At 37.0% G+C, this 20,170-nt stretch carries 17 protein-coding genes and 1 other annotated feature; of the genes, 2 read left to right on the top strand and 15 right to left on the bottom strand.

Features of this window, described 5'->3' with window-relative positions:
* Window positions 1–127: 127 nt before the first annotated feature.
* From ATZ35_RS10730 to ATZ35_RS10695, 8 genes are all read right to left on the bottom strand, one after another.
* On the bottom strand, window positions 128–289 hold the full coding sequence (locus tag ATZ35_RS10730; protein ID WP_208927229.1) for a hypothetical protein: 162 nt from the start codon (window positions 287–289) through the stop codon (window positions 128–130).
* 151 nt (window positions 290–440) lie between these two features.
* A complete protein-coding gene (locus ATZ35_RS10725; RefSeq protein ID WP_208927228.1) occupies window positions 441–935 on the bottom strand; it encodes a hypothetical protein in 495 nt (164 codons plus the stop codon).
* 34 nt (window positions 936–969) lie between these two features.
* Entirely contained in the window at window positions 970–1,716 is a 747-nt protein-coding gene (locus ATZ35_RS10720; protein ID WP_208927227.1) for a methyltransferase domain-containing protein, read from the bottom strand.
* Between the two features lie 77 nt (window positions 1,717–1,793).
* The gene (gene leuD, locus ATZ35_RS10715) at window positions 1,794–2,381 is read right to left on the bottom strand and encodes a 3-isopropylmalate dehydratase small subunit (protein WP_208927226.1); all 588 of its coding nucleotides are present in this window, start codon (window positions 2,379–2,381) and stop codon (window positions 1,794–1,796) included.
* Complete coding sequence (gene leuC, locus ATZ35_RS10710; protein WP_208927225.1) at window positions 2,381–3,757, bottom strand: 3-isopropylmalate dehydratase large subunit; 1,377 nt, start codon at window positions 3,755–3,757, stop codon at window positions 2,381–2,383. Before leuC ends, leuD begins: the two co-directional genes overlap by 1 nt.
* Before the next feature lies 1 nt (window position 3,758).
* Window positions 3,759–4,805: a 3-isopropylmalate dehydrogenase gene (leuB, locus tag ATZ35_RS10705; protein ID WP_208927224.1), complete on the bottom strand. Its 1,047-nt coding sequence runs from the start codon at window positions 4,803–4,805 to the stop codon at window positions 3,759–3,761.
* On the bottom strand, window positions 4,805–6,328 hold the full coding sequence (locus ATZ35_RS10700; RefSeq protein ID WP_208927223.1) for a 2-isopropylmalate synthase: 1,524 nt from the start codon (window positions 6,326–6,328) through the stop codon (window positions 4,805–4,807). Before ATZ35_RS10700 ends, leuB begins: the two co-directional genes overlap by 1 nt.
* Before the next feature lie 467 nt (window positions 6,329–6,795).
* Complete coding sequence (locus ATZ35_RS10695; RefSeq protein ID WP_208927222.1) at window positions 6,796–8,076, bottom strand: O-acetylhomoserine aminocarboxypropyltransferase/cysteine synthase family protein; 1,281 nt, start codon at window positions 8,074–8,076, stop codon at window positions 6,796–6,798.
* 160 nt (window positions 8,077–8,236) lie between these two features.
* Window positions 8,237–8,492, bottom strand: a binding site (T-box leader).
* A 150-nt stretch (window positions 8,493–8,642) separates the two neighbouring features.
* Between ATZ35_RS10695 and ATZ35_RS10690 the strand changes: the two genes are divergently transcribed.
* Together ATZ35_RS10690 and ATZ35_RS10685 are read left to right on the top strand one after the other, a co-directional pair.
* Window positions 8,643–8,999, top strand: coding sequence for a hypothetical protein (locus ATZ35_RS10690; RefSeq protein ID WP_208927221.1), 357 nt, complete (start codon window positions 8,643–8,645; stop codon window positions 8,997–8,999).
* A gap of 32 nt (window positions 9,000–9,031) precedes the next feature.
* Window positions 9,032–9,193: a hypothetical protein gene (locus ATZ35_RS10685; RefSeq protein WP_086280894.1), complete on the top strand. Its 162-nt coding sequence runs from the start codon at window positions 9,032–9,034 to the stop codon at window positions 9,191–9,193.
* A gap of 340 nt (window positions 9,194–9,533) precedes the next feature.
* Here the strand turns inward: ATZ35_RS10685 and ATZ35_RS10680 are convergent, their stop codons facing one another.
* The 7 genes from ATZ35_RS10680 to ATZ35_RS10650 all read right to left on the bottom strand — a co-directional run bounded on the left by ATZ35_RS10680 (window position 9,534) and on the right by ATZ35_RS10650 (window position 19,864).
* Window positions 9,534–9,968 carry a hypothetical protein gene (locus ATZ35_RS10680; protein WP_086444805.1) on the bottom strand — a complete coding sequence of 145 codons (435 nt, stop codon included), beginning with the start codon at window positions 9,966–9,968 and terminating at the stop codon, window positions 9,534–9,536.
* A 292-nt stretch (window positions 9,969–10,260) separates the two neighbouring features.
* Window positions 10,261–10,848 (bottom strand): ATP-dependent Clp protease proteolytic subunit, encoded by a 588-nt coding sequence (locus ATZ35_RS10675; protein WP_208927220.1) that lies wholly within the window; start codon window positions 10,846–10,848, stop codon window positions 10,261–10,263.
* A gap of 382 nt (window positions 10,849–11,230) precedes the next feature.
* A complete protein-coding gene (locus tag ATZ35_RS10670; protein ID WP_069655238.1) occupies window positions 11,231–12,715 on the bottom strand; it encodes a BglG family transcription antiterminator in 1,485 nt (494 codons plus the stop codon).
* A 352-nt stretch (window positions 12,716–13,067) separates the two neighbouring features.
* Window positions 13,068–14,531 carry an MDR family MFS transporter gene (locus ATZ35_RS10665; RefSeq protein WP_208927219.1) on the bottom strand — a complete coding sequence of 488 codons (1,464 nt, stop codon included), beginning with the start codon at window positions 14,529–14,531 and terminating at the stop codon, window positions 13,068–13,070.
* 171 nt (window positions 14,532–14,702) lie between these two features.
* On the bottom strand, window positions 14,703–15,404 hold the full coding sequence (locus ATZ35_RS10660; protein WP_069655236.1) for a YoaK family protein: 702 nt from the start codon (window positions 15,402–15,404) through the stop codon (window positions 14,703–14,705).
* A 76-nt stretch (window positions 15,405–15,480) separates the two neighbouring features.
* Window positions 15,481–16,647, bottom strand: a complete 1,167-nt coding sequence (locus tag ATZ35_RS10655) for an oxalate decarboxylase family bicupin (protein ID WP_208927218.1) — start codon at window positions 16,645–16,647, stop codon at window positions 15,481–15,483.
* 505 nt (window positions 16,648–17,152) lie between these two features.
* The gene (locus ATZ35_RS10650; RefSeq protein WP_208927217.1) at window positions 17,153–19,864 is read right to left on the bottom strand and encodes a cation-translocating P-type ATPase; all 2,712 of its coding nucleotides are present in this window, start codon (window positions 19,862–19,864) and stop codon (window positions 17,153–17,155) included.
* Window positions 19,865–20,170 lie beyond the last annotated feature (306 nt).

Below are 20,170 nucleotides of genomic sequence, written 5' to 3'. Positions count from 1 at the left end.
CTCTTTTTTTAATTTTTCGATTTATGTTTGTTTCTTTAATAGCGTGTCTTTTGTTTCTTCGACGGTCGCGGATTTTACTTCTTTGCTTAGAAAGTCTTCTTTTTCATCAAAAAGTGCAGATGCTTTTTTATAGAGAACCCCACTTTTCGTGTTTTTTTTCGATAGACGGTATATTATCTTGTGCCCTGGTAATCTTTTTCTTTCCCTTTGCTTGTTGCTGAAAAACAATTATCATGATTGCTACAAGTGCTACTACTCCCATGGAAGTTCCCAACACTTTTATCTTCATTTTCTATCCGCTCCTGTTTATTACTTTTTATCTCCGTCGTTAGTTTAGCCTATTTATCTATTCTATCATTTTAAATTCAAAAAAATGTATAAGCCGTCATTAGATGATCACTCTTACTTTAATATAAACTGGATTGCTTATTGCTTGAATTTTATTGTATCTCTTCTTCAAAAAAGATAGTACCACTCTTTAATTTATTCAATGGGTCAAACTTTTTTTTTGGAAACATCCTCTTGATATCCTCTTCATAAAACGAACCGTCTCTTGGTTCTTCATAATGAATAACTTTGTATCCCGCTTTTTGCTTTTCAAGTGTATAAACTACAGGAAAATTTGAACCATAAACATCTTGACCAGATTCATTACATCCTGAAACTGTTTGATTGAGATAAACAGTTATGCTGTCCTTATCAACATCCTGTCCATAAAAATCTATGAGCAATTTAATTTTTTTAACCTCTGGACTAGCTTCTAATGTTTCAGAATTAAAATAGGTTTCTGCTTTCATATAATTAAAGATTGTTTCTCCGTATTTTTTTCGTTCTGATTTGCTAACTGAGTCAACGTTATTCCCTTTTGTTCGAAAGGTCCAGCCGATTACTATTAAAATAACACATACCGCTAGAAATCCTGTCTTCTTTTTCATTTTCTTTTCTCCTTGTTCCTCTTACACACTTTACCTACATTTTCACAGCATTTATCCTCAATCTTCGATAATCTGCTTCCCAATGATCCTCGTTCCACAATTTTGACTTCAAATCTCGCTCCATATTCTCAAGAACCTTGTCTTTCTGCTCTCCAGACAATTCCTCCAACTCAGCAGCATAAAATTGTTCCATCCACTCGTTCAAACCAGATTTCCCACCTTTAAGCGGAGTCGGCCGTTCATATTCTAAAATCTCCACAACCTCAAAATGATTCTTTTCTAGCAAAATCCGATAATTTTCAACAGACGTAAAGCAAAACGGTTCCTCAAAAGGTACACCCAATGCATTTAACTCACGCCCAAAAGCTTCTCTAATCTTCTGAACATTCCCAACTGCACCAAATTCACAAATCAGTTGCCCGTTTACGTTTAAATGTTCACCAATATTCTTCAATAATAAATCTTGATCAGGAATCCAATGAAAAACTGCGTTCGAAAAAGCAACATCATACAGTCCAATTTGATCCGAGGGATTTAGAATATCTTCCTGTAAAAAAATCAACTCAGGATAGGTCTCTTTTGCTTGATTGATCATATTTAGTGATTGATCGATTCCCGTCACTTCATGCCCAAGTTCCGCCATTTGCTTCGTCAATTCTCCCGTCCCACAGCCAATATCCAACACTTTTTTCGGCTCTTTCGGTACTAACTCCAACAATCCTGCGCCATACTTAAAAACAAAATCATGTGTCGTATTATATTTTTTTGCATCCCATTCCATTGATTTCACGCTCCTCACGATGTAATGAAAAGAAGCTACATCGAAAATAGTCATCGATGTAGCACTCTTACTATTCCCTATTGCCAATAAGCCGGAATCTTCGCTTCATAAGCCGCAATTTCAGCATCATGGGTCAAACTGATGGCAATATCATCTAACCCATTTACCAATTTATGCTTCCAAGTGCTATCTATTTCAAAAGAATACGTTCCATTTGGCGTGATCACTTGTTGGGCCGGCAAATCGATTGTAATTGTTTCTTCTGCTCCAAGTCCTGCCAATGCATCCAGCTCAACAGGCTTCAACACAATCGGCAATAGGCCATTTTTCGTTGCATTCATATAAAAAATATCACTAAAGCTTCCTGCAATCACTGCTTTAAAGCCATAATCATCCAATGCCCAAGCCGCATGCTCTCTTGATGAGCCCGAACCAAAGTTATCACCAGAAATCAAAATGGTTGCCTCTTTATATTGCGGCTTATTTAAGGTAAATTCTGGATTTGGCGTGCGGTCTGGCAAGTAACGCCATTCATCAAATAAAAACTCCCCAAATCCTGTTTTTTCGATTCGTTTTAGGAAAGATTTTGGAATGATCTGATCCGTATCAATATTGTCGTTCATTAGTGGAACCGTGGTTCCTGTATGTTGTGTAAATGCCTCCATTATGCACCAAGCTCCTCTCTAATATCTCTAAATGTTCCAACGATCGCAGCTGTTGCCGCCATTGCTGGGCTACAAAGATGGGTTCTTGCTCCTTTTCCTTGACGACCTTCAAAGTTTCGGTTAGATGTTGAAGCACAGTGAACGCCTGCTGGTACTTGGTCTGGGTTCATGCCTAGACACATGGAACAACCTGGTTCTCGCCACTCAAATCCTGCTTCGGTAAAGATTTTATCCAAGCCGATTTTTTCCGCTGCTTTTCGAACAGGTCTTGAGCCTGGTACCACGATTGCTGTAATGCCTGCTTTGACTTTTTTACCTTTTACGATGCGTGCGGCTTCTTCCAAATCGGATAGTCGACCGTTGGTACATGAGCCGATAAAAACGTAGCCGATTTCAATATCTGACGGGCGTTGACCTGGTTTTAAATCCATATAGTTATAGGCACGTTCGTCGTTCATATCTTTGATTTCTGGGAATGTTCCGGTGATTGGGATGCCCATTTCTGGATTCGTGCCCCATGTGATGAAGGGAACCAATTCTTCCGCATTCAATTCTAGATCCACATCGTAGGTTGCGTCTGGATCGCTTGGTAGTTTTTTCCAATCAGCGATTGCCGCTTCCATGTCTTCTGGTGCATATTCTCTGCCACGTACATATTCAAAGGTTTTTTCATCTGGCGCCATCATCCCCATTTTCGCACCGCCTTCGATGGCCATGTTACAGATGGTCATGCGTTCTTCCATCGTAAGATTTTCAATCGTTTCTCCGTAAAATTCAACCGCATGTCCGACACCAAAATCAACACCGTATTTTGCAATCAAGGCTAGAATAATATCTTTGGCATATACGCCTTTTGCAAGTTTTCCAGTGATTTTAACCCCCATTGATTTTGGTTTATTTTGCCAAATACATTGTGTCGCAAAAACATGTTCCACTTCACTTGTTCCGATACCAAAAGCTAAGGCTCCGAATGCGCCGTGAGTTGCTGTATGTGAATCCCCACAAACAATGATTTTTCCTGGTTGCGTTAAACCTGTTTCAGGTCCCACCATATGCACGATTCCTTGACGGTCACTACCGTTATCGCAAAGGGTCACACCGAATTCTTCGCAGTTGTTCTGTAATGCTTCGATTTGTTTTTTTGCCACCAAGTCCGTGATATTAAAGATATCTTGTGTGGGAACGTTATGATCCATTGTCCCAAAGGTTCTATCTGGTCGGCGAACTTTTCGGCCTGCTTCTCTTAATCCTTCAAATGCTTGCGGCGAAGTGACTTCATGGATTAGATGAAGATTGACGTATAGTAGTTGTGGTTCTCCAGCAACACCTGATACCACATGTTGTTCCCAAAGTTTATCAAATAATGTTTTTCCCATGTTAAGCACCTCTCAATTCTTTTATTATGGCTTCTGTAAACTCTGTGGTTGTCGCTTGACCACCTAAATCTGTAGTTAGGATTCCTTGATTCATCACATAATCACAAGCAGCTTCGATCTTTTGCGCTGAGTTTTCTAAACCAAACGATTGGCGCAACATCATTGCAACTGATAAGATCATCGACATTGGATTGGCGATATTTTGATTGGCGATGTCTGGTGCTGAACCGTGGATCGGTTCGTATAACGAAGGCCCTGATTCGCTGTGACTAGCGCTTGGCATCATGCCCAATGATCCTGGAATCACTGATGCTTCGTCACTTAGGATATCACCAAATAGATTTTCTGTAACGATCACGTCAAAGTCTTTGGGTTTTTGGATCATGACCATTGCCGCTGAATCGACTAATTGATGTTCTAAAGTACAATCTGGGAATTCTTGCGCCACTTCTTCTGCTGTTTGACGCCATAATTTACTTGTAGCTAAAACATTGGCTTTATCGACAGATGTGACTTTTTTATTTCTAGTTCGAGCGATTTCAAACGCTTTTCTGATAATGCGTTGAATCTCAGTTTTTGAGTAAGTACAAAGGTCTGAGGCTTCTGTTTCCCCTAGTTTTTTTTCACCGAAGTAGATACCACCTGTTAATTCGCGAACGACTACAAAATCAACGCCTCGAACATTTTCTTCTTTTAATGGCGATAAATGAACGACTGAATCAGGTACGGAAATCGGACGAATATTGGCAAAAAGTCCTAAGGCTTTTCTTAAACCTAGTAAGCCTTGTTCAGGTCGTTTTGCTGCATTGTCCCATTTTGGACCACCAATGGCACCAAGTAAAATGGCATCTGCCTTTTCACAGGCTTTTAAGGTAGATTCTGGTAAGGGATCTCCTTGCTCATCAATACCAGCGCCGCCAAAAGCAAAGCGTTCAATATCAAAATCAAGATTATCTTGCACCATGATTTCGGCTAAAATTTTTAGTGCGCTATCCATGATTTCTGCTCCGATGCCGTCCCCCGGCAATGCTACGATTCGTTTACTCATTAAGCTTTCCCCACTTCTTTTTGAAATTGTTCGCTGGCTTTGACATACGCTTTTGCAGACGCTTGTAAGACATCAAAATCAATGCCGATACCGTTGAATTGTTTATTGTTTTCAGTATCTGCTAAGGTTACATGCACTTCAGCTTGGGCATCTTCCCCACCCGTGATGGCTTTGATGTAATACTCTTGCAACGCTGGTTTTTGGACAAATATTTTATCGATCGAGTTATAGATTGCTTGAATACTACCAGAACCGATTGCCGATTCTGTTTTACTTACGTCCTCTCCTGTGTTGATGGAAACGATTGCTCCTTGGCTTCCGTCCGAAACATATTGTAGTTGGACTCGTTCTAAGCGGTAATCTTCGCTGCATTCTTGTGATTGTCCCACCATTAAAGCAATCAGATCATCTTCTGTCACTTGTTTCTTTTTATCCGCTAATGATTTAAACCGTTTAAAAGCATCTTTTAATTCATCTTCAGTTAGTTGATAGCCTAGTGCTTCCATTTTAGTTGCAAATGCATGACGACCAGACAATTTCCCTAGTGGCAATGAATTTTCGTTTACCCCAACAAGTGATGGCGTAATGATTTCGTAAGTATCTGGATTTTTTAATACACCATCTTGATGAATTCCTGATTCGTGAGCATAGGCATTCGCTCCGATGATTGCTTTGTTTCTTGGTACCGCCACACCTGATAGACGACTGACGAGATCGCTGGTTCTTTTAGTCTCATTCAATGTGATATTGCTTTGAGCATTGTAGAAGTCTTTTCTGATGTAAAGAGCCAATGCGACTTCTTCAAGAGCTGTATTACCAGCACGTTCGCCGATACCATTGATCGTTCCTTCCACTCGACGAGCACCATTTTCGATAGCTGCTAAGGCATTGGCCGTCGCCATGCCTAAGTCATCGTGACAATGGGAAGAGAAAATAATTTCTTCGTCGCTTTGGATATTTTCAATTAGGAATTTGAATAGAGCACCGTATTCCGTTGGATTGGAATAGCCCACCGTATCAGGAACATTGATAATAGTCGCACCTGCATCAATGGCAGTTTGAACGGCTTTTAGTAGAAATTGTTTGTCAGTTCTGGTTGCATCTTCTGGTGAAAATTGGACCTTATCAAATTTAGTTTTAGCATAGCTGACATGTTCTTTAATAGAAGCAATCACTTCATCTGGTGTCATTTTTAATTTAAATTCCATGTGAATTGGACTTGTTGCAAGGAACACATGGATTTGTGGGTGCTTGGCATTTTGCAATGCTTCGTGTGCCCGATCAATATCGGCTTTTTGGCACCGTGCCAGACCTGCGACTGTCATTTTTTCAGCATTTTCTGCGATCGCTTTGACAGCTTCAAAATCACCGACTGATGCGATCGGAAATCCCGCTTCGATCGTATCAATGCCCCATTTTTCAAGTTGTTTGGCAATTTGGACTTTTTCTTTCGTGTTGAAATTTACGCCTGGAGTTTGTTCGCCGTCTCTTAGAGTGGTGTCAAAAAATTGGATAGTTTTCATGTTCATACATCCTTTCTGAATTGAGTGAATAGTGTTCTTCATTTTTTTGTGGTTAGGTAAAACGAAGGAAACTTCTCTCGCTTCGCTCGCCAAGTATTGCGCATCATCAGCTCTGCAAGCAGTCGCTGTGATTTGCAATAAAAAAACATCCCACGAATATGGGATGTTTTGTCATCCCGTTCATGCAATGCGAAAACAGGACTCTCAACGTCTGATAAGAAAAAGCTGTGCTGCAGCTGGTTTCTAGAGATCAGTGTGATGAGTCCTTTATTAATAATAAGAATGTAATTGTCGTTGTCTGTTTGTTCATCATTTTCAACATCCTTTATTGTCAGAATTTTTGAATAATTCAAACTATAGTGTTAAAGATACAGAAGTTTTCAATTAAAGTCAATAACTTTATGAGAATTTTTTTAAGAAAAGCTGAGAAAAAGTCTGGTTTCTTTTCTCAGCTTTCTTTTTTATGCTTATAACTTATCCAGTGCTTGTTCCAAATCGCGAATAATATCTTCAATATTTTCGATTCCGATTGATAAACGAATCAATTCCGGTGAAGTTCCTGAGGCTTTTAATTCATCCTCACTTAGTTGGGAATGAGTCGTTGAAGCAGGATGGATAATCAATGATTTGGCATCTCCAACATTGGCTAATAGTGAAAATAGTTTGACATGATTGATCAAGTTTTTCCCTGCTTCCGCTCCACCTTTAACCCCAAAAGTAAAGACCGAGCCTGCACCTTTAGGTAAATATTTTTCTGCTAGTTCATGATACTTATTATCTGATAAGCCTGGATAATTGACCCATGCAACTTTAGGATGTTTGCTCAAAAACTCTGCAACAGTTTGGGCATTGGCTACATGGCGTTCTAAACGTAAAGACAGTGTTTCTAAACCTAAAATCAGCAAGAAACTGTTGAATGGTGAAATAGCCGCTCCTGTATCTCGTAATAACGAGACTCTTAAACGTGTGATATAAGCTGCTGCTCCCACATCTTTGGTGTACGAAAGTCCGTGGTAACTTGGATCTGGATCAACTAATTTTGGAAACTTGCCATTAGCCCAGTTAAACTTACCTGAATCGATGATTACTCCACCTAGTGCAACACCGTGACCACCAATAAATTTTGTTGCAGAATAAACAACAATGTCAGCACCAAAATCAAAAGGACGATTTAAATAGGCTGTCGCAAAAGTGTTGTCAACGATCAACGGGAGCTCGTGTTTATGGGCAATTTCTGCAATCCCTTCTAAATCTGCAACATTTGTAATCGGATTGCCGATTGTTTCCACAAATATCGCTTTCGTATTTTCTTTGATTGCTTCTTCAAAATTGGCTAAGCGATCTGGATCAATAAACGTTGTGGTAATGCCAAACTCAGGTAACGTATGAGCAAATAAATTGAATGTACCACCATATAAAGTAGAGGCCGAAACAATATGATCTCCACTGCTAGCTAAGTTTTGGATGGCATAAGTAACGGCTGCTGTTCCAGAAGCTACTGCAACTGCGCCAACACCTCCTTCTAGTTCATTTAGTCGATCTTCTAAGACCGCTGTTGTTGGATTCGTAATTCGTGTATAGATATTACCGACCTTAGATAAAGCAAATTTTTCAGCTGCATCTTGTGTATCGTCAAACGTGTAAGAGGTTGTTTGATAAATCGGTACCGCTCTTGAATTAGTTTCTTTGTCTGGTGTGTGCCCACCATGGATTTGGATCGTTTCAAATTGATAGTTAGAGTTTGTCATTATGCTTCATTCCTTTTCTATTTTTAATTATATTTATGCTATTTCCCTTTTTACACCACATGTCACCTTCTTGCATAATGACCACCTCTTCCTCTATTTATTCTCATTGGAAAGTAATTTAAATGAAACAAAAAAGCCGCCCCCTACTAGCTTTAGACTAGTAAAGGGCGACTGTCGCGGTACCACCTTTATTGGAAATTAAATCCATCTCAACCCAAACGCAGAATAACTTCTTGATTTGGTGCCTTGTTAACGGTAGCTGCCGTAAAAATCGCAATGATTTTTCCTCTCCAAGATCATTTTCGACAAGGGATCATTGCTTTCTTACACCAAACGAAAGCTCTCTGATACCAGTGAATCATTTATTCACTGGTGATAAATGTCAGCTTGTGTACTCTTCTTTTCAATGAGTTTTTTTTATTAAAATCAATATTAGAACATTCTCATTTATTTGTCAACTTTTTTCTGCTATTTTCATTTTTTATAAATTTTTCTTTTAAATTGAGTGTCCTGTTTCTCTTTCTTTCTATTTTTTATTATAATTAGGGAAATTGGAGGTCGATTTAATGTCAGCAAGCAATGAAAAAGTGGATTTACTTTTATCTTATTTATCTGAGATCCATACAAAAAGCCTATCTTTATACGATTTAGTTACTAGCCGTCCACGTCCAGAAGATACTCGGATTCTTTTGAATATCAATGAGGTCTTCACTTATTATCATAGTGTGCGCGTTTTTTATTTCAGCAACAGTGAACTAGCCAAATCAGAAGTTCAGCCCTTTTTTGACGCTTTTGAAGATTTTTATTTTGAGTTGAAGCAAGTCTTCTTCCTTGAAGATAATGATAGCACTCTACTCTATAGTAAGTTATCTGCGATGAAAGATTCTTTTGAGCAGTTGACGAATGATTTTAATGTTTTATAATAGAGTAGATAATAGGTAAAGAAGGTGCCCAAATGGATCAAAGCGAAGTTGTAGATCGACTGCGTGAAGAGTTGGAGATTCCATTTTTTAATGGAACGATTGAAGAGCGTGAATACACAGAAGCTGATTATCAAAAGATCAAATCTGATTTGGTTCAGTATTTTGATGATTATGTTCGTAATGTAGAAAATTAAGGTAGATCAACGCAGTATAGTTTAAAGGACTAAAACAAATTCTTCTATAATTTGTTTTAGCCTTTTTTTGTTTAACTGTTCCAAATAATATAACTCACTTCATAAAAAAACACATAATAAACAAATATTAAACATTTAATAAAATTCAAGGAAAAGAAAAAACCACCGGCTGAAAAGGCCGATGGAAAAGGAGTATTACTCAATAAGAGTAAAATGAAAAATAAAAAGGTTGTTGTTGGTATGAATATATAATACAACACATATTTTCTTTTGTCTACTAAAAATAACATTAAAAAGAAATTAATTACCGCTATTTTTTGTCAATTTTTCATTTATTTTTTTATTTTTTCAACAAAAGATTGCTCATTCGCGTAATAGCAAATGAAATATCATCTGTTGCTTTATCTTGTTTTTCTTCTGAATGATTGAATAAATCGATATCTATCCCTTTTTCAGGATCTAAAGATAAAATCATTTCGTTACATCCAGCCAAGTATTCAATGTACGAACGTTCAAATTTTTTGTGGATTCCCATTACGCGTGCTGGTGGGCGTAATTGTGTAACTTTTTCCAACATGATCGTATATTCTTTGGTACCATCTTGGAAGATGCGTTGGATTTCTGCAATTCTTTCTGGAGATAAATCAGCTGTTTTTTCTTCATCGATTGCTTTACGAACTTCTTCGTAATAGTCGTTCATTTTTTCGCCGACTTCTTCTGTTTCTTTAACAATATCATTGATGTTTTGCACATAATAGCCTAAATTTGGTTTCACAATCTTTCCTACTTTCTTTTAGTAATCACTCAATTTTACACTTTTTTATAGGTAGATGACAAGAGTAATCTGTAAAATGCTTATTTCCTTTTATTAATAGAAAAATAAAAGGGTGTGGAACAAAAGTAAAAAACACTTTTGTTTCACACCCTAAATACGAATAAACGGCGGGAGCAGAAGCAATCCCTTCGGAAATAAGCCGAAATTCACAAAAATTTGAAGAGCAATTTCCGTGAATTCCTTCTTATTTCTCGGGATTAAACGCTTCTGTCCCAGCCTCTTTTTCAACTATTTATTTGATTTCATCACTTGTTTGGATGATTTTAGAAATCATGCCATAATCTTTTGCTTCATCAGCAGACATCCAGAAATTACGGTCTGTATCTTTGGCAATTTTTTCATATGTTTGTCCAGTTGCTTCAGCTATCAAACGGTTCACACGTTCGCGCATACGAATGATTTCTTTCGCTTCGATTTGAATTTCTGTGCTTTGTCCTTGAACGCCACCAGCAGGCTGATGGATCATATAGCGAGTATTTGGTAAGCTATAACGATTATTCGCTTCAGCGGCTAAGTAAATCGTAATACCAGCACTTGCAACCCAACCAGTTCCGATCACGATCACTTCTGGTTTTACAAATTTGATCATGTCATGAATCGTATCTCCCGCTTCAACATGTCCGCCTTGGCTATTGATAAAGATTTTGATAGGCTCATCACCCATTGCAGCTAGCAACAATAATTGAGATGTTACTTCTCGTGCTAAATCTTGATTGATTTCTCCGTAAATCAAAATTGTTCGCTCTTCAAACAATTTTTTCATAAACGCATTTGGTTGTTGTTTTTCTTCTGTTTCTTCATTTTCATCTAAATAGTTCATCACGACTAACCTCCATATTTTAAAGCTAAATCTCTATAATAATAATACCGCAATATGAAAATTTGTCCACTTTTTTGACTTGTTTTGACCTTAAAAACTATTTTTCAAACATCAAGGATCCATCGATACTTAAAAGTAATCTACTGTTTATTTTTATCTGAGACATAACACTACGAGTCACATCCCCTACTCTAGGAATTCGAATTACTAGTGAAATCAGAAGTAACTTCGCTAGAATTGCTGAGAAACTCAGTCAGGTACAGGGTGACGTCACACGGAATCGATTTGATTCTCATCTGTCATAAACCATATAAAACTTAGGCTGCATCTTTTACCTTAACATTCTTCGTCTTTTTACCAACTAACACGTAAAAATGTATTATCACTTTACCCCATTAATATAGGAAGTATTATGAACTTCCATAAAGTGTTGATACGGCTTCATACACACTAACAAGAAAGAATGATCTAATAACATATCTACAGAGATTGGAATGATATGAGGATGATCTTCTAACACCGATGGAATCAGGGCCTCTTCACAAAAGATATATTCATTACGAATCGATTGGTCATATCCTTCAACTTCGTATATGGAACGGTAAAATTTATTCTCTACCACTATATCAAAAACATTGAATTCAGAGAATTTACTTTGATACAGTAAAAATTTTGAATCAGAATCGGTCACGATTTTCAAACGGAAGAGCAGTTTTTCTTGCATTAAAATAGGGCCCGCTTCGTCAATAAAACGATAGATTAAATTTGTATCAATTACAAGAAGATTTTTAATTCCTTGTCCCCATTTAAATAAAACTTTAACGATTCGTTGAAACAGCTCTTCATTTTTAGGATGCAGCGTATAAAAAGAACCGTGGACTAAAACTTGATGATTATACCAAGCATTCCTTGTTAAACGGATAATCCCTTCTTCAAAACTAAAATCCCCTAATAAAATTTGATCAAATTCTTCTTCAAAATATTGAATTAACCGAATAATATCTGGACGACCAACTAAAAACGTACTGCGTAATTTCTCATGATCTTCAAATAAATTCTCTAATTGACTAAAAGAATACTCACAAGAATTAAAAAGAGACACCACATAAACAATTTCATGTTCTGGTAAAAACCGCTCCATATTCAAACTTTTCCATGCTTGCTCGACTAACTTGAAAATGGGCCGTTTTTTTAAATCGACGATGACCTTTTCTTCTAATTCAAGCTTTTCTTTGTCTTGACGTGAATAGGCAATATTCATTCCTTGTAAAATAAAATAACGACTTTCTTCCGTATAAACTCTGGTTGAAAACTCGTGTTCAATCAAATCGAGCATGTCCTCGCACGCTTCTTCAAATTCAATCGTCTGATTTGTTTCATAATTGATGTCAATTTTTGTTAGATAGTATAAGTATAAGAACCTCGTTTCAAATTCTGAACTATTCAACCGTTCATTTTCGAAATCCAGATGACAAGCAGAAAAAAAAGCTTCTGCTTTTTTCTTCAAATTATAAGCTTTACTAACTGAAATAAATTCTTCTTCTACTAAATCTAAGTAATTAAACTGTTGCTCCAAAAATTTTGTACACGTTTTTAGAAATAATGATTGCTGATAGATGATTTTGCGAATTTCAAATAATGGAATATCTTTATTAAATTCTACATAAAAGTATTTTTTTTGTTTCTCATAACTTAATATGTATATATCTAAGGTCTGAACCAAATCTTCCAAATCATTTTGTACTGTTGTTGGAAATGCTTCGAATATTTCTATGTAATGCGTAATGTCAATTTTTTCATATTTGTATAGTGCTTCAAGAAGAACAATTTTTCTATAAATATTTTTTTCTAAATACTTTTCTAACATCTATTCCCACTCTTTGCATAGTTGATTTCTCAATTGTTTTATCAGTAATCGAGTTTAAAAAATAGAAACGATGACTTACTCTACTAAACTTTCTTTATTAAGTAGCCTATCGTTATAGGTATTTCATAAACATAGCTAACTTAATTATTGCCTAGTAGAAGTCATCGCACTATCAATAAATATACTTTATTTTCAATTTTTAATATACACCCAAATGAGTAGATAGAAAAGCAATACGTATTTCTATAAAAAAACTTAATTTTTTCACTAGATATCTGTTTAACCGGTAATGTATTTTTGAAAGAGTGGGGATTATCACTTCCTTATAAACGTCTATAAATAATTCAAATGATTATTCTTTCTTTTCTCTCTTTTTAGTATTCGATCCTTTTTTACGAAAAATAATTAAGGAACTAACTAAAGCAACGATACAAAAAACAAAAGCCATCGCAAACGCATGACGATAATCGGCAACCTCCAATGATTCTTTTATAGCAAGTGTGGAACTTCCAATTGCCAATGATTGTGTAGGAGTAGCTTGGGCATGACTAGATAGAAACGTAACTAATACAGCAGTCCCAAAGGAGCTAGCAATTTGCCTTAATGTATTATTCGTTGCGGTCCCGTTACTGATCATATCATTGGGTAAAGCATTCATTCCTGTTGTTGTCACTGGCATCAAGACCATAGATATCCCCAATAAACGGATAGCATAGAAAATAGCTATGAGAAGAATTGGCGTTGTCTCAGTGATAAATAGAAATGGAAATGTCCCTAAAGACAATAACGTCAAACCAATCGGGATTAAAAAACGTCCACCAAATCGATCAAATAATTTTCCTGTAACTGGATTCATTAATCCCATCACGATGCTTCCAGGTAATAAAATCAACCCCGAATCAATTGGACTTTCTAGATGAACCTTTTGAATATAGTCTGGTAAAATAGATTCAAACCCAAGCAAGGCTATATAAGAAATGGCACTTAGAAACACAGAAACTGAAAAAGTTGAGTAGCTAAACACTTTTAAGTTCAATAGAGGATTTGAAATTTTCAACTCTCGTACAATGAAAGAAATAAGCACAGTACATCCTATAAAAAAAAGAACAATTACTTCCTTAGACAACCAGCCTTTAGTACTAGCTAAACTAATACTGTATAACAAACTACCAAATCCAATGATCGATAAAAACACAGAAGGAATGTCTAACTTACTCTGTTTTAAGGGTATGCTGACTTTAAAAAACAGTAAAGCCCCTATTTCTGATAGAAGGATCAACGGTATTGTAATAAGAAATAATGTTTTCCAGTTGAAATAGGTAATAATATATCCAGATAGCGTTGGCCCTATCGCGGGAGCTAACGCAACTACTAAACCAACAAACCCCATAGCAGTTCCACGTTCGTTTTTTTGGAACAGCGTTAATACAATCGTCTGAATCAAAGGAAGCATAATTCCAGAAGCAATTCCCTGTAATAATCGTCCAAAAAGCAAATACTTGAATGTTGGACCGAAATAACAAATAAGCACGCCAATTAAAAATAAATTCAAGGCAGTTAAAAATAAATATTTAGACTGGATTTGCTTCATTAAATAAGCAGACAAAGGAATAGTAATACCTGAAACTAAGAGAAACAACGTTGTTAACCATTGAACGGTGCTTAAACTTATATTCAGGTCTTTCATAATCGTTGGGTAGGCTGTGATCAACAGCGTCTGATTCATAATAATACAAAATGCGCCCAGTAGAATAACAACCATAAGAGCGCTTCGATTATAGCGTACCCCATCATAGGTTTCTTTGTTTTTATTCATCCATTCACGTCCTTAAATAATTACACCGATTTTCCCATTTACCAATCCTCGAATAACGCAGAAAAGAAACACTCATTGAACTATTTCGCTTTCTGCGCGACTGAATCTTTCTCTATAGTTCGTTACTGTCGAGTCTTTGAAAACTTATTCGACTTCACTATTTATTTACTACTAAACAGGATCAACTTTAATCGCTTTTTCCTCTACTTTGATCATTTTTGAATAGAAGGCAATTCCTACTAAAACAATTGCTGTAAACCATAAAGATTTTTCACCATAAGCTTTTGTCAAAATAGTCCCAATTAGTCCGCCACCTGCAAAACCAATTAATACAGAAAAATATAACCAACTATTTTTCCATGCATCTTTTGCTCCGGTAAAAGCTTGAATAATATAATTGAAAGCTAATTGTACCACTAATGTCACGGCAACATTTCCATAAAGCATGCCATCTATTTTATGAAAAGCATTCCCTTGCATTCCAGCTAGAAAAGAAACAAGCATACATATCTGTAGGATGGTAAAAACACTATTAATTGATGAAAAACCTAAGCCAACTAAAACGACTGCTTCTATAAGTAAAATTTCAAATGCCCAGATTTTCTTCATTTTAATGCCCAATACTTCAATAATTCCTGTGGTCATCGCACCTAATCCAAAACATAAGATGGTTAGTGCCACTGTAGCTAAATGCTGCCAGTCTTTTGTTGCAATTGTTTGTCCTAATAAAATGATATTTCCTGATTGTACTGTGCTAAATGCTTTTCCTACAAAGTAGGTATACCCGTCCATTGAGCCAGCCGCAATCGCTAGAAAAAAAGCAATCCAAGGTAGTTCCATTACAGGATAAGTCGGTACTTTACGATTATTCACTCTCTATTCCTCCAATTTTTGATAGTAAAAAGCCTAGAAAATTTTCCTATTTATTTTCTAGGCATTGAAACAAAAACTATTCTGGTTTTTTAAACCAAACAACAGGTTGTGGCTTTTCTGGATTTGGTAGTGACTCCGCAAATTGTTTCGTAACGTTTAAATGATCCGCTACCATTTGCGATGGGGAAGAGCCTAACCATTTATTTAATGAAATATCAGAATACTCACCATGCTTGAAGACTTCTACAAAAATCAAGGGTTCATCACCAATATTTTGTACGTAGTGTCCAGCTACGATTGGAACGACACCTACGTCTCCTGCTTGGAAATCAAACGTTCTAGAAACACCAGCAGAGTTAAAAACTGTCATGCGAGCTTTCCCTTGAATGTAGTATTGCCATTCTGCAGCTTTAGGATGCCAGTGAAGTTCGCGCATTCCACCTGGCTCTACTTCCACAAAAGCAGCCGAAATTGTTTTCGCTACAGGAAAAACGTTTTGATCGACGATTCGTACACGACCAGCTTCTGATTCAATCGGTTTAATTGTATCCATATGAAATGTAAATGGCGATGGAACTTTCCCATTCACATTTGGGCGTTCGACTTCTTCAATAGAACCAGGAATATTTGCTTTAAAAATATATTTTTCTTTAGCAGGGAAACTTTCAATTTCCTCTGTTGATTTTTTAAAGTTTGCGGCAACCACTTCAGGTGGTGTATGTGCCAACCAATCCGATAATAAGAATGTGTTGTTTTCAGAAAAATCAGCTTCACTGAAAACTAATAAAAATTCACAGCCTTCGTCTAACGCTTGAATAGAGTGAGGAACTCCCGCTTCAAAGTTCCATAAATCTCCGGCTTTAATGTCATCAATGAAGGAGCGTCCGTATTCATCAATACCCGTCACACGAGCGTTTCCATAGAGCATCAAGCCCCATTCAGCTTCCTTATGCCAATGCATTTCTCGATAAGCACCGGGTTCTAAGCTCATGTCTACGCCAGCAACATCTTGTGAAATGGGAAAATCACGGTTTGTGATTTCTCTTGTCCATCCGCCTTCTTCTAAGCGTTGATGTGAATCAGAATAACTAAATCTTAAATTCGCCATCGTTCCGTGGTCAGTAGTAGGTGGCACTAGAATATCTGGATTTTTTTCATCACGACTAGTATTTCTAGGTCCATGATCAATCCACCCTTTCCCATCGGTGTGTCTGTAAGGTTCAAGTTTTTTTTCTTCTGACATATCCAATCACTCCTTAAATTTAATATGTATTGATTGTCTCATGAAAATCGATTTTTAGACAATCATATACTTATGATAGCTTTTTTGTAAAAGTTTGGAACTCTATCGATTTTCGTCCCTCTAAAAGATAATTCACCGTTTCTTTATACGTTTATGCTCATAATTCTTTTCTTCCTTTCCTACCTTAGCGAGTGACAACTGTTCATCAAAGTTTCCTGTTTACTCTTTGATAGTAGATAATATACAGCAAAAAAGCAGTCACTTTTTTTTTATTATTCAAAAATAAGAGCTGTTTTTTTTTGAAAAAAAAATAAAAGTCTCTAAAATAAGTTTAATCCCTTTTTCTCTTTTCAGTAAAACTAAATCGAAATAGTTTGAGAGTCTTTTTACATTGATTTAATTAAAAAAAATACAAAGACCAAAAATCTTTTTCATGATTTTTGGTCTTCGTATTTAGTTGACTTTAAACTTATTTATAAGTCTATTCATTTTTTTCGATTTGTTATTAACTTTTTCCCATTCTACGTTGAACAAATTTTACAATTTCAACGATTGGGATAATCGCAAATGACGTTCCAGCAACGATTGCCCATTGGTAAGCATCTAATGACGTTACGCTGAACAAGTCATTGAATCCTGGAATTAGAATCGTTGCTGCTAGTAACAAGAACGATACTAAGATAGCCCAGTTGAATGATTTGTTTCTGAACAAGCCCACTTTAAAGATTGATTGGTAAATAGATTTCACATTAAACGCGTGGAACAATTGAATCAATCCTAATGTGGCAAATGCCATTGTCAAGGCGTCACCGTGTTGTAAATCATACAAGGCTGTTGCAGATAAGTTTGGCATATTTGCTGCTGTATGAGCTGGGAATTCGATCGCCATTTTATATACGATCAGCGTCAACGCACCTTGTGTGATCCCTTGGTAGATCACACTGCTCAAGACACCACCAGAAAAGAAGTTTGATTTCTTCCCACGAGGAGCATGGCTCATGACGTCACGTTCGGCAGGCTCTACACCTAAAGCAATTGCAGGGAAGGTATCCGTTACTAAGTTGATCCACAATAAGTGAACTGGTAGTAATGTATCCCACGCTAACATTGTTGCGATAAATAGTGTTAAGACTTCTCCTAAGTTGGCAGAAAGTAGATATTGAATCGTTTTTTGGATATTTGAGAAGACTTTACGGCCTTCTTCAACGGCTACGATAATTGTTGAGAAGTTATCATCTGCTAAGACCATATCAGAGGCACCTTTTGATACTTCTGTCCCAGTGATTCCCATACCAATACCGATGTCAGCTGCTTTCAATGCTGGCGCATCATTGACGCCATCACCTGTCATCGCAACAACTTTACCTTCTTGCTGCCACGCTTTAACGATACGTACTTTATGTTCAGGTGAAACACGAGCATAAACGGAATAATGTTCAACGACTTTAGCAAATGCTTCGTCAGATAATTCGTTTAGTTCAGCACCTGTAATCACGGCAGCGTCGTCGCCTTCTTTGATGATGCCAAGACGCGCTGCGATTGCTTCTGCTGTATCTCTGTGGTCACCTGTGATCATGATTGGACGAATGCCCGCTTCTTTGGCCACTTTCACAGCTTCGGCTGCTTCTTTACGTTCTGGATCGATCATGCCGACAAGTCCTGCAAATACTAAGTCTTTTTCGACTAAATCAGAATCCATTTCAGCTGGCACTGCATCTACGATTTTGTAGGCCATTCCTAAGACACGTAAGGCTTGTTTTGCTAATTTTGTGTTCGTCGTTAAAATTTCTTGACGTTGTTTGTCATCCATTGCTGGTGTTTGACCATTTAATAAAACTTGTTTACAGCGTTTTAATAATTCATCTGGTGCACCTTTGACGGCAACTAAGAATTTACCATCTGCTAATTGATGAACAGTTGTCATCAATTTACGATCTGAATCAAATGGAATCTCAGCCACACGAGGTTCAGCTGCCACTTTTTCAGTTACGTTGAAGTCGTGATCTAAACCGTATTGAACAAGTGCTGTTTCTGTTGGATCACCGATCAATGAACCATCTTGCGCGATTTTTGTATCGTTTGTATAATTCATGATTTTTAATGCCATGTTATTCATCGCAACAGCCTCTGTTGCAGGTTTTACTTCATTATCTGTATAAAGAGCTTCAACCGTCATTTGGTTTAATGTTAACGTCCCAGTTTTATCTGAACAGATAATGTCTGTGCTACCTAATGTTTCAACAGCAGGTAGTTTGCGGACAATGGCATTTTTCTTCGCCATTTTTTGTGTACCTAGCGCTAAAATAATCGTTACGATTGCAGGTAATCCTTCTGGAATTGCTGCAACGGCTAATGAGATAGACGTTAATAACATGTCGATCCATGTACGACCGTTCATCATACCGACAACGAACATAATCGCTGCAATTATTAAGATAGCAATCGTCAGCATCTTACCTAATTGGTTTAAATTTTGTTTTAATGGTGTTTCTGTTTCTTTTTCGTTAGCTAACATGCCGGCGATTTTACCGACTTCTGTGTTCATTCCTGTGCCGACAACCACACCGATTCCGCGGCCATAAGTGACGTTACTGCTTGAATAAGCCATATTGATTCGGTCACCGATCCCAATATCAGATGCAGTACCTTCTAAAATAGTCGCTTCTTTTTCAACCGGTACAGATTCACCAGTCAAGGCAGCTTCTTCAATTTTCAAGCTGGCTGCTTCCAATAAACGTAAGTCTGCTGGAACAACGTCTCCTGCTTCTAATAAGACGATATCGCCTGGTACTAATTCGTCACTTTTAACCGTGATCACATGACCATCACGACGAATATTGGCATTGGGTGAAGACATCTCTTTCAACGCTTCGATTGCTTGCTCTGCTTTAGCTTCTTGGATCACACCAAAGATCGCATTTAAGATGACCACAAGTAAGATGATGAATGAATCAACAAAATCACCTGAGAAGACCGCGGAAATCACAGCCGCAAATAGCAATACAATGATCATAAAATCTTTAAACTGTTCAAAGAATTTTACAACAATTGATTTCTTTTTCCCTTCATCGAGTGCATTGGCGCCGTAACTCTCTAACCTTTTTTTGGCTTCTTGATCTGTTAGTCCTTCGACTGTCGTATCAAACTTTTGTAAGACCTCTTCATCTGACTGCGTGTAAAATGCTTCAGATAGTTGAACCTTTTTCTCTTCTGACATGATATCCTCCTCATAATTTACAGCTACTTTAATCTATTTTACTTCATTATAGCGAAACGAACACGTTTTTGAACTCATTGGTTCGCAGCAAAAACGAAAAAAAATAGACCTCTGTATGCTAAATAGAACATACATAAGTCTCACCGTTTAAGACAACACCAGAAATTTCTTTCGGAGTTGGTGATGTTGCCGCAGCTAGCGCCGCCAGTTACTCCCTCATGAAATAATAGTGGTGACAGATCAATATCCTTCACCAATTATCATTGATGAACTAATTATACCTGTTCTTTTAGTGTTTTTCAAATG

This window comes from Enterococcus rotai (genome assembly GCF_001465345.1).
GTDB classification, from domain to species: domain Bacteria; phylum Bacillota; class Bacilli; order Lactobacillales; family Enterococcaceae; genus Enterococcus_L; species Enterococcus_L rotai.
The sequence above is the reverse complement of the archived record's forward strand: the minus strand, read 5'-3'. Positions and strand labels throughout refer to the sequence as shown.